The sequence below is a fragment of the Dendrosporobacter sp. 1207_IL3150 genome, assembly GCF_036763085.1.
In the GTDB taxonomy this organism is placed as follows: Bacteria; Bacillota; Negativicutes; order DSM-1736; family Dendrosporobacteraceae; genus JBAIYU01.
Window position 1 is genome coordinate 169,888 of sequence record NZ_JBAIYU010000017.1, and the last position, 14,657, is coordinate 184,544.

General features: G+C 37.7%; 19 protein-coding genes. All 19 read left to right on the forward strand.

Going from position 1 to position 14,657, the window contains the following annotated elements; all coding sequences use genetic code 11:
* The first annotated feature begins 13 nt into the window (after positions 1-13).
* Positions 14-2,038, forward strand: a complete 2,025-nt coding sequence (locus V6C17_RS09905; RefSeq protein ID WP_333522407.1) for a chemotaxis protein CheA — start codon at positions 14-16, stop codon at positions 2,036-2,038.
* Positions 2,039-2,049: 11 nt separating this feature from the next.
* On the forward strand, positions 2,050-2,514 hold the full coding sequence (locus V6C17_RS09910; protein ID WP_333522408.1) for a chemotaxis protein CheW: 465 nt from the start codon (positions 2,050-2,052) through the stop codon (positions 2,512-2,514).
* A 20-nt stretch (positions 2,515-2,534) separates the two neighbouring features.
* Complete coding sequence (locus V6C17_RS09915) at positions 2,535-3,155, forward strand: chemotaxis protein CheC (RefSeq protein WP_333522409.1); 621 nt, start codon at positions 2,535-2,537, stop codon at positions 3,153-3,155.
* Entirely contained in the window at positions 3,155-3,640 is a 486-nt protein-coding gene (locus V6C17_RS09920; protein ID WP_333522410.1) for a chemotaxis protein CheD, read from the forward strand. Before V6C17_RS09915 ends, V6C17_RS09920 begins: the two co-directional genes overlap by 1 nt.
* Positions 3,641-3,653: 13 nt before the next feature.
* Positions 3,654-3,974, forward strand: a complete 321-nt coding sequence (locus V6C17_RS09925) for a hypothetical protein (RefSeq protein ID WP_333522411.1) — start codon at positions 3,654-3,656, stop codon at positions 3,972-3,974.
* Between the two features lie 38 nt (positions 3,975-4,012).
* Positions 4,013-4,765 carry a FliA/WhiG family RNA polymerase sigma factor gene (locus V6C17_RS09930; RefSeq protein ID WP_333522575.1) on the forward strand — a complete coding sequence of 251 codons (753 nt, stop codon included), beginning with the start codon at positions 4,013-4,015 and terminating at the stop codon, positions 4,763-4,765.
* 22 nt (positions 4,766-4,787) lie between these two features.
* On the forward strand, positions 4,788-6,401 hold the full coding sequence (locus V6C17_RS09935; protein WP_333522412.1) for a DUF342 domain-containing protein: 1,614 nt from the start codon (positions 4,788-4,790) through the stop codon (positions 6,399-6,401).
* 34 nt (positions 6,402-6,435) lie between these two features.
* Positions 6,436-6,774, forward strand: coding sequence for a hypothetical protein (locus V6C17_RS09940; RefSeq protein WP_333522413.1), 339 nt, complete (start codon positions 6,436-6,438; stop codon positions 6,772-6,774).
* Between the two features lie 34 nt (positions 6,775-6,808).
* On the forward strand, positions 6,809-7,378 hold the full coding sequence (locus tag V6C17_RS09945; RefSeq protein WP_333522414.1) for a DUF6115 domain-containing protein: 570 nt from the start codon (positions 6,809-6,811) through the stop codon (positions 7,376-7,378).
* Positions 7,379-7,558: 180 nt separating this feature from the next.
* Positions 7,559-8,263, forward strand: a complete 705-nt coding sequence (rpsB, locus tag V6C17_RS09950; protein WP_333522415.1) for a 30S ribosomal protein S2 — start codon at positions 7,559-7,561, stop codon at positions 8,261-8,263.
* 70 nt (positions 8,264-8,333) lie between these two features.
* Positions 8,334-8,981 carry a translation elongation factor Ts gene (tsf, locus tag V6C17_RS09955; protein WP_333522416.1) on the forward strand — a complete coding sequence of 216 codons (648 nt, stop codon included), beginning with the start codon at positions 8,334-8,336 and terminating at the stop codon, positions 8,979-8,981.
* 93 nt (positions 8,982-9,074) lie between these two features.
* On the forward strand, positions 9,075-9,809 hold the full coding sequence (gene pyrH / locus V6C17_RS09960; protein WP_333522417.1) for a UMP kinase: 735 nt from the start codon (positions 9,075-9,077) through the stop codon (positions 9,807-9,809).
* Between the two features lie 28 nt (positions 9,810-9,837).
* Positions 9,838-10,359, forward strand: a complete 522-nt coding sequence (gene frr, locus V6C17_RS09965; RefSeq protein ID WP_333522576.1) for a ribosome recycling factor — start codon at positions 9,838-9,840, stop codon at positions 10,357-10,359.
* A 2-nt stretch (positions 10,360-10,361) separates the two neighbouring features.
* Positions 10,362-10,565, forward strand: coding sequence for a hypothetical protein (locus V6C17_RS09970; RefSeq protein ID WP_333522418.1), 204 nt, complete (start codon positions 10,362-10,364; stop codon positions 10,563-10,565).
* Between the two features lie 4 nt (positions 10,566-10,569).
* The gene (locus V6C17_RS09975; protein ID WP_333522419.1) at positions 10,570-10,737 is read left to right on the forward strand and encodes a DUF362 domain-containing protein; all 168 of its coding nucleotides are present in this window, start codon (positions 10,570-10,572) and stop codon (positions 10,735-10,737) included.
* Positions 10,738-10,793: 56 nt separating this feature from the next.
* Positions 10,794-11,567, forward strand: coding sequence for an isoprenyl transferase (locus V6C17_RS09980; RefSeq protein WP_333522420.1), 774 nt, complete (start codon positions 10,794-10,796; stop codon positions 11,565-11,567).
* A gap of 29 nt (positions 11,568-11,596) precedes the next feature.
* Positions 11,597-12,424, forward strand: coding sequence for a phosphatidate cytidylyltransferase (locus tag V6C17_RS09985; protein WP_333522421.1), 828 nt, complete (start codon positions 11,597-11,599; stop codon positions 12,422-12,424).
* 24 nt (positions 12,425-12,448) lie between these two features.
* On the forward strand, positions 12,449-13,594 hold the full coding sequence (locus V6C17_RS09990; protein ID WP_333522422.1) for a 1-deoxy-D-xylulose-5-phosphate reductoisomerase: 1,146 nt from the start codon (positions 12,449-12,451) through the stop codon (positions 13,592-13,594).
* 28 nt (positions 13,595-13,622) lie between these two features.
* Complete coding sequence (gene rseP, locus V6C17_RS09995; protein ID WP_333522423.1) at positions 13,623-14,657, forward strand: RIP metalloprotease RseP; 1,035 nt, start codon at positions 13,623-13,625, stop codon at positions 14,655-14,657.

Sequence of the window (14,657 nt, forward strand, 5' to 3'; positions counted from 1 at the left end):
TGGGGGAATTGTAATGGACACTAACCAGTATATGGGGATGTTTTTAGAAGAATCCCGCGAGCATTTACAAACACTGAACAGTTGTCTGCTTGAGTTAGAAAACGATCCGGAAAGTTTATCGGTACTTGATGAGATTTTTCGTAGTGCTCATACAATTAAGGGAATGTCTGCTACGATGGGGTTTACTACAATTGCTGAGTTAACCCATGAAATGGAAAATGTCCTCGATCTTCTTCGTAAAAATCAGCTAAAAGCAACACCGGATATTATAGATACTGTTTTTAAATGTGTTGATACTTTAGAACAACTGGTTGAGAATGTGGCAAGTGGTAATGATTTAGTCTTGGATATTAAACCCTTAATAGATAAATTGAATTTAGTCGCTAAGGGCGAAGTAACTATCCAAACAAACAGTGAAACTACGCCTCAAGTTTCCAGTATTGTGCTTAGTGATACAGAAGCTTCTATTATAAAATCAGCGAAAGATACTGGTATGCAAGCATTCGAGATCAAGGTATCACTACGTGAAGGATGCCTTCTTAAATCAGCAAGATCGTATATGGTGATAAGTGCCTTGGAGGAACTAGGGGATATTATAAAAACAGTTCCATCAACGGAAGATTTAGAAAAAGAGAAATTTGCATTTAGTTTCGAAGTATTACTTTTAACTGCAGCTGAGGCAGCTAAAGTCCACCAAACTGTATTATCTATATCAGAAGTTGATAAAGCAGAGGTTTTAGTATGTGAGGCGCCTTCAGTTAATTATATAGAGACAAGCAAAGTAATATCAGATACTGTTAACATTGAGAATAATTCAGTAGCAAAAGTAGAGAAGAATGCTACTGCTGCTCAAGCCAGCTCCGCTGATAAGAAAATTAAAAGTGGACAATCTGTTCGTGTTGATATTGACAAACTTGATTCACTTCTTAATCTTGTTGGGGAATTAGTAATTAATAAAACTCGACTTGAACAAATTGGCATTACCCATCGTTTAGCGGATTTGGTTGAGACAATAGAACAAATGGATAGGGTAACAACAGATCTTCAGTCGGTAGTTATGAAAGTCCGAATGGTTCCAGTAGGACAGGTTTTTAATCGTTTTCCGCGTATGGTTCGGGATCTGTCACGTGATTTGAATAAGGAAGTAAATTTGATTATTCAGGGTGAAGAAACAGAATTAGATCGGACAGTTATTGATGAAATTGGGGATCCTCTTGTGCATCTCCTTCGCAATTCAATTGATCATGGTATTGAAAAACCTAATGAGCGCCAGGCTAAAGGGAAAAACCCGATAGGGGAAATACGTCTAATTGCTCGTCACGAAGGTAACAACGTAATTATAATTGTTGAAGATGACGGGAAAGGCATTAATTCTGATGTAATTAAAAATAAAGCATTACAAAAGGGACTTATTACTCAGGCTGAGGCGGACAAGATGGATGCTAATGATGCCGTTCGACTTGTCTTTCTACCTGGATTTTCAACCGCGGAAGTTGTAACTGATGTATCAGGACGCGGTGTCGGAATGGATGCGGTTAAAAATAAAATTGAGTCGCTTGGCGGTATGGTTGATGTAGAAACAAAATTAAATGAAGGAAGTAAGTTTAAAATTCGACTGCCTCTGACCTTGGCGATAATTCAAGCGTTGTTGGTAAAAGTGAGCCAAGAGATATATGCGATACCTTTAGGGTCGATTGATAGTACTATAAGTGTTACTACCGAAGATATTAAAACGATCCAAAACCAGGAAGTTATTCTTTTGCGGGGCCAAATAATTCCAATCATTAGGTTAGCTAATAAACTAAATGTCCCTCAGAAAGGTAATGATTCACAGGAAGAGTTGTTTGTAGTTGTTGTACATATGGGTGAGCACAGAGCGGGAATTATTGTAGACAATCTAATTGGGCAACAAGAAATTGTTATAAAATCTTTGGGTAAGCTTTTAGCAGGTATCAAAGTTATTGCTGGGGCTACAATTTTAGGAAACGGCCAAGTCGCACTTATTCTAGATGTAGGTGCATTAATGCAATATAATTAGGGGTGAGATGTATGGCAGAAAAGACATATTCAGGCAATGAAGTGCAGTTGGTCGTTTTTAAACTAGGTAGAGAAGAATATGGAGTTAGCATACTTCAGGTTCAAGAAATTAAACGTATGACCGATATTACACGTGTTCCTCATACACCTGATTATATCACTGGAGTTATTAATCTGCGTGGTAGTGTTCTACCGGTAATAGACCTTAAAAATCGTCTTAATTTACCTCCGCAAGACCATACCGACAATACACGAATTATAATAATTAAAATTGACGAAATTGTTTTAGGGATGCTTGTTGATGCAGTTTCCGAAGTCTTAGCTATTGATCAAACTAATATCGAATCCCCAGATTCAGTAGTGGGCGGTATTGCTGCTAATTTTATCAGTGGTGTCGGAAAACTAGATAATCGCCTACTAATCTTATTGAATTTAGAAATGATAATTGGCGTAGGCCAAGATACCAAAGCTGTTTAAGTAATGAAGAGGTGAATAGTTTGTCTGAGGATATATTAAGCCTATCGGCATTGCAGTTAGATGCTCTAAGGGAAATCGGAAATGTAGGAGCTGGTAATTCGGCTACTGCACTATCACAGATTATAGATCGCAAAATTGATATGACTGTTCCGCAAGTAGCTATTATGCCATTGGGAGATGTACCAGATGTAGTAGGCGGACCGGATGCTATGGTAGTTGGGGTTTTTCTAAGGGTTTATGGTCTTGCCCCTAGCAGTATATTGTTTTTATTACCGCGCGAGAGTGCATTTTATTTAGTTGATATGCTTATGGGGAGAGAGCAAGGTAGTACTACTACTCTAAGCTCAATGGATGAGTCGGCACTTATGGAAATCGGAAATATTTTAGCAGGTGCCTATTTAAACGCACTTTCCCATTTTACTAATTTGACATTACTACCTTCCATACCGGCCTTGGCTATTGATATGGCAGGAGCTATTTTAAGTGTAGTGTTAATTCAGCTAGGTCAGATGGGTGACCACGCGTTAGTAATAGAGACTGAATTTACTACCGATAATGATGGTGTAAAGGGTCACTTTTTCCTCATTCCTGATCCCGGTTCTTTAAGTACTATTTTGACCGCAATAGGGGTGAAGGAATAATGTCGGAGCTTATTAAGGTAGGTATGGCAGATTATAAAGTCGGTCGCTATCCAGCGAATCTTATAAGCTACGGACTAGGCTCATGTGTTGGGATTGCGCTATACGATCCTTTTACAAAAATCGGCGGTCTAGCTCATATAATGCTTCCTGATAGTACCCAAGCTCGCTCGGCAGAAAACCCTGCCAAGTTTGCAGATACTGCTTTGCCTTTAATGCTTAGTGATATGCTTAAGCTAGGGGCAAGTAAAAATCGCATCACGGCTAAAATAGCTGGTGGTTCACAGATGTTCACTTTTGCTAACGCAACAGACATTATGAGAGTAGGAGAACGAAACTCAGAGGCAGTTCGTTCAATGCTTAAGAAAATAGACATAAAAATTATTGCAGATGACACTGGCGGGAATTATGGTAGAACAGTTGAATTAAAGCTTGAGAATGGTATATATAAAGTAAAAACTATTGATAAAGGTGAAAAAGAGCTCTAGTAGGGGGACTTGAGTGTTTAAATTGCAATTTGCTTCAGGATTATCTCTAGTAGCCGGAGTAATTACCCTTGTTATCAGTTTGTTAAGTGACGCTAGACCTGTGACGGTATTATATCGTACTATAATTTCAGTTAGTATTTTTAGTGTACTCGGCTATTTAGCGACAGGAATAATACAAAATTTGATTTTAGCCAAGTTAGAAGAGAAAAGATCGCAAACAAGCGGCAAAGTTGACATCGTAAGTGAGCAAGAGGATGTTTCTCTAAACAAAGATAGTCAATTTGACCCTTTTACTCCAGACAAATTTGAACATATCACATCTCCAAAAGATTAACTGAGGGCAAGTTAAATTAGGAGTATCTTTATATGACTATAAAAGGTAGTAAACAGGCTTCTGAAATTCAAGATTTATGGCTTGCTTACCAGCAGTCTAAAAATATTGATATTCGTGAACGGCTTATCCAAAACTACTTGGGGCTAGTTAAGCTGGTTGCGGGAAGAATAGCAATTGGATTGCCTCAGCATGTAGATAAAGATGATTTAATTAGTAATGGTTTTTTTGGCTTACTCGAAGCAATTGAGCGTTTTGATCCAGGTAAAGGCTTTAAGTTTGAAACTTATGCTGTTGCTCGAATTAGAGGGGCAATTTTAGACGCTATTCGAGCTCAAGATTGGGTTCCGGTAGCAATACGCCAAAAAGCACGCCAGTATGAGCAAACTGTTGCTAAGCTTGAGCATGAACTTGGACGATCAGCTAGCGACTTTGAGATCGCTGCTAGTCTTAATATTTCAACTTCTGAGCTCAATGAATTAATTACCCAACTGAAAGCAACAACCATTATTCCATTAGAAGAGTTTACTAAGTCAGAAACAGTTTCAAATCAGTATACAAATCCAATGCAGCAAGTCGAAACTGAAGAAGTAAAAGATACTTTGTCTAAATCGATAGATAAACTACCTGAGAAAGAAAAAATAGTTATAACTCTCTATTATTATGAGGGCCTAACTTTAAAAGAAATAAGTGTTATCTTGAAATTATCTGAAGCTAGAATTTCTCAATTACACACAAAAGCGGTTTTTAGATTAAGAGGTTCCTTATCGCGAATTAAATCAAGTTTGATTTAGCATAAACGGGGGTGGATCATTAATGCAAGAGCATGTTTTAAAGCAATCTGAGATTAATGATAATATTGACGGATATTATTCAATCGAGCTTAATGACCAAGGCGTTTTTTTAAAAGTATATCCCCCACAAGGTGATGGAAAGCAGGTAAATGAGTCAACAATATTAGAGGATTTGAAGAATAAAGCCGTAAATTTTCAATACGCAGCTATCGTGAAAACTATAAAAGAAGCAAATGGTATTGAAGTAAGAATTGGAGATAATCCTAGCCCTAAAGAAGAGTCAGAAATTCAGGTTAATATAAGCCGTGATCGGATGGAAGCAAACTTAATAATTGTTTCGCCCAAAAATGCTAAGAGTGTAACATTCGAACAAGTAATGGAAAAACTAGCTAATACTGGTGTTGTTTTTGGATTAAATACTGAAGAAATACATGCGGCTATACAGTGTCCAGGAAAACAAACTATTGCTGCGGCGGGGCAGCAGCCTGAGAATGGAACAAACGCCTATATTAAGCATTATGTGGATCTACACTCCAAAGGAATACCAACTGAGCTTGAAAATGGCAAAGTGGATTATAGAAACTTAAACATGTTTACAGTAGTACAGCAAGAAGAACTTTTAGCAGAGAAAATACCTGCAACAAAAGGTACTCCTGGTGTTGATATTTTTGGTAATTCAATACCCGCTAAAGCTGGAAAAGATGTTTTAATGCCAGTTGGTAAAAACGTGCATATTACTGATGACACAAAAATTATTGCGACTCAAGCTGGACAGATGATAATCTCTAACAATAAGATACATGTACTTCCTGTCATCGAAATAAAAGGCGATGTTGATTTATCTACAGGTAACATTGACTTTATTGGAAGTGTTATCGTAAGAGGCTCTGTACAGTCGGGTTTTTATGTCAAAGCAGCAGGCAACGTTGAAATTTATGGCACGGTTAGCGGTGGCACTGTAGAAGGAAAAAATGTAATTATAAAAACTGGTGTCCAAGGTATGAGCAGAGGATATATAAAGGCGTCTGAGAACGTGGTAGCTAAGTTTATTGAAAATGCTGTAGTTTTTTCCGATAATGATGTCATAGTGAGTGAAGCAATTTTTCACTCAAAAGTCAATGCTGCTAAGAAGGTTTTAGTACAGGGTAAACGCGGTTTAGTAGCCGGTGGCACTGTAATTGCAGGAGAAGAAATTGTAGCTAAAATAGCTGGCACTCAAATGGCGACGGCAACAGAATTAGAAGTAGGTATTAATCCTGCTATGAGGGAAGAGTACCAGACAATTCGTAAAGAAGTTAAACTAATGGAAACTAATCTTGAACAAACACAAAAAGCAGTTACTATATTGAAGTCTATGGATCAAGCTTCAATGCCTGCCGATAAGCGTGAGCTGTTATTGAAATTAACAAAAACCCAATTTCATTTGGTGGGGCGGATAGAGAGTATTCGTAATAGAATTGCAGAAATTGAAATAGAGTTTGATGAAATGAAAAATGGTCGAATTAGAATTGCTGATATTCTTTATCCCGGAGTAAAAATTGTTGTTGGAGCTGTCATTAAACCAATTCGAGAGCAATTATCATACGTTTCTTTTTTTTCTGAAGACGGTGATATAAAAGTTGGCAGTTTTAATTAGTACAACTATAAGGTAAATAACGGGTGGTGGGATAATGAGTATTCGGCCTGTTGATTTGCAGGTAATCATCCCCAGGGCTACTGATGTGAGCCGAGTTCAACATGCGGCTAATCAACAGATTATTGCGCAGCAGCAGCATTGTGCTGAGAAAATCCAGCGATTATCTGATCGAAAGTTGAAACAAGTTCAAGAAATGCTGAAAAATGAAGGTGGCAAAGTTCAGAGGGAAGCAGACTCTAAGAATAAACATAGAGGCGCTTATGGAAATAGCCACGACATTCAGACTGATGAAAACTTAACTACAGACTCTGGAAAGGATCAGTCTACAATTAAAGACCATCTGAGGGGACAGGTTATCGATATAAGAACATAAACCATTCTGATTACTCAGAATATCGAGGTGTGAAATGTCAATAGCTATAAGCACTGCTTTATTAATAATTTTAGCTATTTTAATTATCATAACTAAACGTAAAGCACTATTTGAAATTTTTTCTACAAATATTTCAAACTCAACAAAAGAACTTCAAACTGAACTTGAAAATACAGCAGATTCTATTATTAGAAAAATGGAAAACCATATTACCCATCTCGAGTATTTATTGTCAGAAGCAGAAGAAAAAATAGCTGTTTTGGATAAAAAACTGGAATTGGCAAATGAACTAATAAACGCTTCTGAAGCAACAAACAAAAATACATTAAAGCACATTGATACAACCCAGGAAATTTATACTACTGATACTGTGAGGACGATAGAAAGCTTGGATTATGATAGTACTAATATAGATCAACAACCAGAATATATATCATCTTCTCCTAACAGTACACGAAAAGTTGTTAAAGAAATAATTAGCGATGATAAAAAAAGGCTAATTCTGGCTATGTATGAGCAAGGATATAACGCAACGGAGATTGCAAAAGCAACAATGATTGGCAAAGGCGAAATTATGTTAGTTCTTCAGTTGAATAAAAAATAAAATAAATTACATACTACCATTGAATTCTTAATAAATTGGCTTGTTATATAAAGGAAGTTATGGTATACTAATTTCCGGTGTAAAAAAAACACACGTATTCCAATTTTGTACTGTGCCAGTAGTTATATTGGTGAAAACAAAAAGTGCGGAATGCGGCGGTAAATTAACAGGAGGTGCACTATGTCAGTTATTTCAATGAAACAGCTTCTGGAAGCTGGTGTACACTTTGGTCACCAAACCAGAAGATGGAATCCTAAAATGGCTCCATATATCTTTACGGAGCGCAATGGTATTTATATTATTGACTTGCAAAAAACAGTTAAGAAGGTTGAAGATGCTTATAACTTCATTCGTGAAGTTGCAGCTCAAGGTCAAACTATTCTGTTTGTAGGAACTAAAAAGCAAGCTCAAGATGCAGTAAAAGAAGAAGCTATCAGATCTGACATGTATTATGTTAATGAAAGATGGCTAGGCGGAATGTTAACAAACTTCCAAACTATTCAAAAGCGTATTAATAGACTACGTGAACTTGAAAAGATGGAAGAAAACGGAACATTCGATGTATTACCTAAAAAAGAAGTTTTAGCATTGCGCCATGAAATGGATAGATTGCAAAAGTTCCTTGGTGGTATTAAAAACATGAATAAACTACCAGGTGCACTTTTCATTATTGATCCACGTAAAGAACGTATTGCGGTTGCAGAAGCTCGTAAACTTGGTCTTCCTATTGTAGCTATTGTAGATACAAACTGCGATCCTGATGAAGTGGATTATGTCATTCCTGGTAATGATGATGCTATTCGTGCTGTTAAACTTCTTACAGCTAAAATGGCAGATGCAGTTATGGAAGGTCGTCAAGGCGAACAATTAGCTGCTGCTGAGTAATTTTTATACAATAAAGGTAAGGGGCTAGGAGTGCTACCCCTTACCTTTAATAATAGATAGGAGGATTTAAATGATAACTTCTCAAATGGTTAAAGAATTGCGTGAACGTACTGGCGCAGGAATGATGGATTGTAAAAAGGCTCTGACTGAAACTAATGGTGATTTGGATAAAGCTGTAGACTTCTTGCGTGAAAAAGGACTAGCTGCTGCCGCTAAGAAAGCTGGTCGTGTTGCTGCAGAGGGTGTTGTTGAATCTTACATACATGGTGGCGGTAGAATAGGCGTATTGGTTGAAATAAACTGTGAGACCGACTTCGTAGCTAAGACTGACGATTTCAAAGGTTTAGCAAGAGATATTGCAATGCAAATCGCTGCTGCTAACCCAAGTTATGTTCGTCGTGAAGAAGTGCCAGCAGAAATAGTGGAACATGAGCGCGAAGTATTGCGTGCACAGGCGTTAAACGAAGGTAAACCAGCTAACATCGTTGAAAAGATGATTGTTGGGCGCGTAGAAAAATACTATAAAGAAGTATGCTTGTTAGAGCAAGGTTTCATTAAAGACCCTGATAAAACAATTAACCAACTAATTAATGAAACTATTGCTAAAATCGGTGAGAATATTTCAATTAGAAGATTTACAAGATATCAGCTTGGCGAGGGAATTGAGAAAAAATCAAATGATTTTGCTGCTGAAGTAATGGCTGCCGTACAAAGCTAAGAGAACACTAAGTGTTCTCTTATTTTTAAAGATATCCAAAAAAGAGGATTATTGATACATTTGTAGAATTTTACCGATGATGGGGGTTTTATTTTGGCAGCATCAAAATATAAACGCGTAATTTTAAAACTAAGCGGCGAAGCTTTGGCAGGCGGAAAAGGTTATGGAATTGATCCTATTGTTGTTGATTCCATAGCGCGTGAAATCAAGGAAATTAAAGCTACAAGCCTCGAAGTCGCAATTGTTGTAGGCGGAGGGAATATCTGGCGAGGACTTGCTGGAAGTGCCAAAGGAATGGATAGAGCAACTGCCGACTATATGGGCATGTTAGCCACTGTTATGAATTCCTTGGCATTACAAGATGCACTTGAACAATGTGATGTTGATACACGGGTTCAAACAGCAATTGAAATGCGGCAGATGGCTGAACCCTACATTCGCCGAAAGGCTATTCGTCATTTAGAAAAAGGACGAGTGGTTATTTTTGCTGCGGGAACGGGAAATCCTTATTTTTCTACAGATACAACTGCGGCACTTCGTGCAGCTGAGATTGAGGCTGACGTCATACTTATGGCTAAAAAGAATACAGATGGCGTTTATGATGCGGACCCTCGATATAACCCTGATGCAAAGAAATTTAAAGAGTTAGAATATATAGAAGTACTGCAAAGAGGTCTAGGGGTTATGGATTCTACGGCCACTAGTCTTTGTATGGATAATAAAATACCCATTATTGTGTTTAGTATCGACGAACCAGGCAACATATTAAAAGCGGCGCTTGGACATGATATAGGTACTCTTGTGGGGGGGAATAAAAGTGACAGTTAAAGATGTATTTAGTACACATGAAGAAAAAATGAAAAAAGCTATCGAAGCTCTCCGTCGTGAATTGGCATCGCTCAGAGCTGGTAGAGCAACTCCGGCACTGCTAGACAAAATCACTGTGGATTACTATGGCTCACCAACACCGGTTAATCAAGTTGCCAACATTTCGGTACCTGAACCGCGGATGATTACAGTTCAGCCATGGGAAAAGACTATGCTTTCTGCGATTGAAAAAGCTATTTTAAAGTCTGATTTAGGACTAACTCCCAGTAGTGATGGTGTGGTAATAAGACTTTCTATACCGCAATTGACTCAGCAGCGTCGAACTGAATTGGTGAAAGTTATTCATAAAAAGGCTGAAGAAGCTCGAGTAGCTATTCGCAATATTCGAAGAGATGCAAATGATGCTATTAAAAAGCTAGAAAAAGATAAAGCTATATCGGAAGATGAAACTAAAAAAGCGCAAGAAGATATGCAAAAGATAACAGATAAATTTATTAAAGAGACAGATGCAGTAATGACTGCAAAAGAGAAAGAGATAATGGAAGTGTAATTGTGGATATCTTAGCGCAACCTTTGCACTTAGTAACTGAAGCGATGGATAAACTTAGTTATCGGTATACTGTTAAGATTAGTCGACCTACCCGAGATTTCTTTAAAGTGGAAGGCGATGCTCTTTATGTTATACGACAACGGCTGGATGCTGATGGACAATATCAGATAGTAGCTGCTGCTAAAATGGGAAAGGAGGTGTTTTAATATTATGGCTTATACAATTAATGATGAGTGTATTTCTTGCGGTGCTTGTGCTGGTACTTGCCCAGTAGGTGCTATTTCTGAAGGAGATTCCAAATATGTGATTTCTGAAGAATGTGTTGAATGCGGTGCCTGTGCGGCGGTTTGCCCTGTTGGTGCTATTTTGGCTCCATGATTGGAACCCCCTCGCGAGAGGGGGTTTAGTTTCTTAAAGGTATATTGGAGGTCGCTATGTGGAAAAAGTGGTTTAGCAAATCTGGAGAAGTTACAAAAATTCCCGAAGTTGATTTAATAGATCCAACAAGAATCCCGCAGCACGTAGCAGTAATTATGGATGGTAATGGTCGGTGGGCTCAAAAACAGGGCTTAATACGTACTTTTGGACATCGTGCTGGGGTTGAGAGATTAAGGGATATAGTTAAGGCGGCATCACGCTTAGGAGTAAAGGCTCTCACGGCTTATGCTTTTTCCACCGAAAATTGGAAACGTCCTGATGAAGAAGTTAATTTCCTTATGAGTCTGTTTTCTGAGTATTTAGATACTGAGATAGAGGAATTACATCAGAATCAGGTTAAAATACGTTTTATTGGTAAAATTGACGAATTAGCTTTAAATTTACAGCATAAAATTGAAAATGCCCAGGCGCGTACTTCTGAGAATACAGGATTGATACTAAATTTGGCTGTTAATTATGGCGGCCGAGCTGAAATCACGCGTGCTGTTAAAATAATTGCCGAAAAGGTGCAAACGGGAGAATTAAAAATCGAAGATATATCGGATAATACAATTCAGAACAACTTATTTACAGGCGAATTACCAGATCCTGATCTACTTATAAGACCAAGCGGTGATTTGCGTATCAGTAATTTTTTACTATGGCAGTCTGCCTATTCGGAGTTATGGTTTACTGATATTAATTGGCCAGATTTTAAGCCAGAACATTTAGTTCAGGCGATTATTGATTTCCAAAAACGTGATCGTCGATTTGGCGGTATTAAAAAGTAATGCTTACATTTTAAGTGGGTGTTTAATTTATGTTAATTAAGCGAATATTAACCGCGATTATCGGTATAATGGCTACGGGATACATTATAAGTTATGGAGAGTGGCTTTTTGCAAGCTCAATCATTATTCTTGCTCTATTATCTTGGCACGAATTATGTAAAATGTTCAGTCATGCGAAAACACCTTTATGGTACAGTATGGGAGCAGTTAGCATACTGATGTTACTGGGATGCGCGTGGTTAGGTAATTCCCATGAATTAAATATGGTCATAGCTATCTTGACGATGTTAGTCCTAGTCAAAATCGTACTTTCTACCCCGAAATTTAATATAATTAATGCAGCATTAACGCTGTTTAGTGTTTTGTATATAGGGTTATCTTTTTCGCATCTCTTACTGTTAAGATTTATTAGCGGTGAGCCATATCATTCCGCTTTTTTTGGTGAGTTGTCAGCAGGTACAATGTTTATTTGGATTGCTTTTATAGGTACTTGGGCGAGTGATACATTTGCCTTTTTTGTAGGCTCAAAATTTGGAAAGAAAAAGCTTTGCCCATTAATAAGTCCAGGTAAAACAATCGAAGGAGCAATCGGAGGTATAGCAGGCAGTATTATAGTTATTGTAATTATGGGAATAATATTTAAATTATCAATTTTACACAGTGTAATTATCGGTCTGTTAGTTGGTATTTCTGCGCCTTTAGGTGATTTGGCTGAGTCTGCTATAAAACGATATACAGGTGTTAAAGATTCAGGTAGTCTGCTGCCTGGTCACGGTGGCGTATTAGATCGCTTTGATAGTATAATGTTTGCCGTTCCAACTGTTTACTATTATGTGCAAGCAACAATTTTAAAATAACTTTAATAAAAATGGGAGTACATAATGCAGAATATATCAATACTAGGAAGTACGGGGTCTATAGGGAAGCAGACACTTGAGGTCATCGCAGCTAACAGAGATCGCTTTTCTGTATGTGCTTTAGCGGCCCACCATAATGATGAATTATTAGAGGAACAAATTAATATATTTAAACCTGAAATTGCTGTTTTAACTGATGAACATGCTGCTTCACGTTTAATCAGAAGATATCGTGGTTCTACACAAATTCTAGCGGGCGAGGATGGTCTGTTAGAGGCAGCAGTGGTTCCTAAAGCTAACACGGTGGTTACTTCGCTTGTGGGCTTTGCTGGCCTGAAGCCGACAATGGCGGCTATTAATGCAGGGAAAAACATTGCCTTGGCTAATAAGGAAACTTTAGTAGCTGCAGGTGAAATAGTCACTAAAACTGCACAGATAAAAGGTGTTAAAATATTGCCTGTTGATAGCGAACACAGTGCAATACTGCAGTGTCTACAGGGTGAAAAAAAAGAAAATGTTAGTAGGTTAATCCTAACGGCATCGGGAGGACCATTTCGGGGCATGACACCAGATCAATTAAAGAATGTTGAGATAGCAGATTGTCTACGTCATCCTAATTGGTCGATGGGTAAAAAAATTACAATTGATTCAGCAACACTAGCTAATAAAGGATTAGAGGTAATTGAAGCTAGATGGCTCTACGATATTGGCTACGATAAAATTGATGTAGTAGTTCATCCTCAAAGTATCATCCATTCCATGGTAGAATTCATTGACGGCTCAGTTATGGCTCAATTGGGGATGCCTGATATGAGGTTGCCAATTCAATATGCATTAACCTATCCTGAACGCATTCAAGCCGATTTTGCAAAAGTGGATTTTACAAAAATATCATCGCTTAGTTTTGAATCTCCTAATGTAATATCTTTTCCAGCTCTTGAGTACGCATATATAGCAGGGAGAACTGGCGGGTCACTTCCATGTGTCTTTAATGCAGCTAATGAAGCTGCTGTGTATGCCTTTCTTGATGGTAAAATCTCATTTTTATCAATTAATGAATTGATAAAGGCTGCGATGACAAGCCATGATTCAATCGACTCTCCATCGATAGATGATTTAGTTTATTTTGACGCATGGGCTCGAAGATATGTAAGCGGATTAGTTAAATAAAAACTACTTAACGATAGGGGGAGTGTAGTTGTCTATTACGTTGATAGCGACAATATTTGTTTTTGGATTATTGATTTTTGTTCATGAACTAGGTCATTTTATAACTGCTAAACTTGTTGGGATGAGAGTTGAAGAATTTGCAATAGGATTCGGACCAAAACTTTTTAGCTATAGGCATGGGGAAACTCTCTACTCTTTAAGAATTATCCCACTTGGAGGATTTAACAAAATATCAGGCATGGATCCTGACGAAGAACAGGATGACAAATCGTTTAGCTCAAAACCTGTATGGGCAAGAATGTTAGTTATTGTTGCAGGATCAGCAATGAATTTCATTTTACCAATAATTCTATTTTTCTTTGTATTTATAGGAGCAGGGATAGATACACCCTCTAATCAGCCAATAATCGGAAATGTATTTCCTGATAGACCTGCAGCGCAAGCTGGTTTAGTGTCAGGTGATCGGATTATTTCTGTTAATAACACAGCTATTAACTCTTGGCAAGATTTTGTAGCTGTAGTACAAATAAGTGCTGGAAAACAGATAAATATTAAATATGAGAATAATGGCACTATCAAAAATACAGCAATCATCCCTGAATATGATAGTAAAGCTGATAGAGGGATAATTGGTGTTACACCCAAAATAGATAAATACCAGCCAGGAATTGTTGAAAGTATTGGGTTATCTTTTAAACAAACCTATACGGTTACGAGCAGTATGGTTGCTGGTATCTATCAAATGATAACAGGAAAGGTCTCTGCCGAGCTTGCTGGACCGATTGGTGTCGCTCAAATGGCAGGTGAAGTTGCTCAACTTGGTCTTATTCCGTTGCTTCAATTTGCCGCCTTTTTAAGCATAAATCTTGGTTTAATAAATTTATTGCCGGTACCGGTTCTCGACGGCGGCCATTTAGTTACGCTAGCAATTGAGGGCATTAGAGGAAGGTCTCTTAGTCGGAATAAAATGCAATTTATTCAAATGGTAGGGTTTGCCTTGTTAATGATTTTATTAATAATCACTACCTTTAAAGATGTCACCAGGCTTAGCATCTTTAAATAA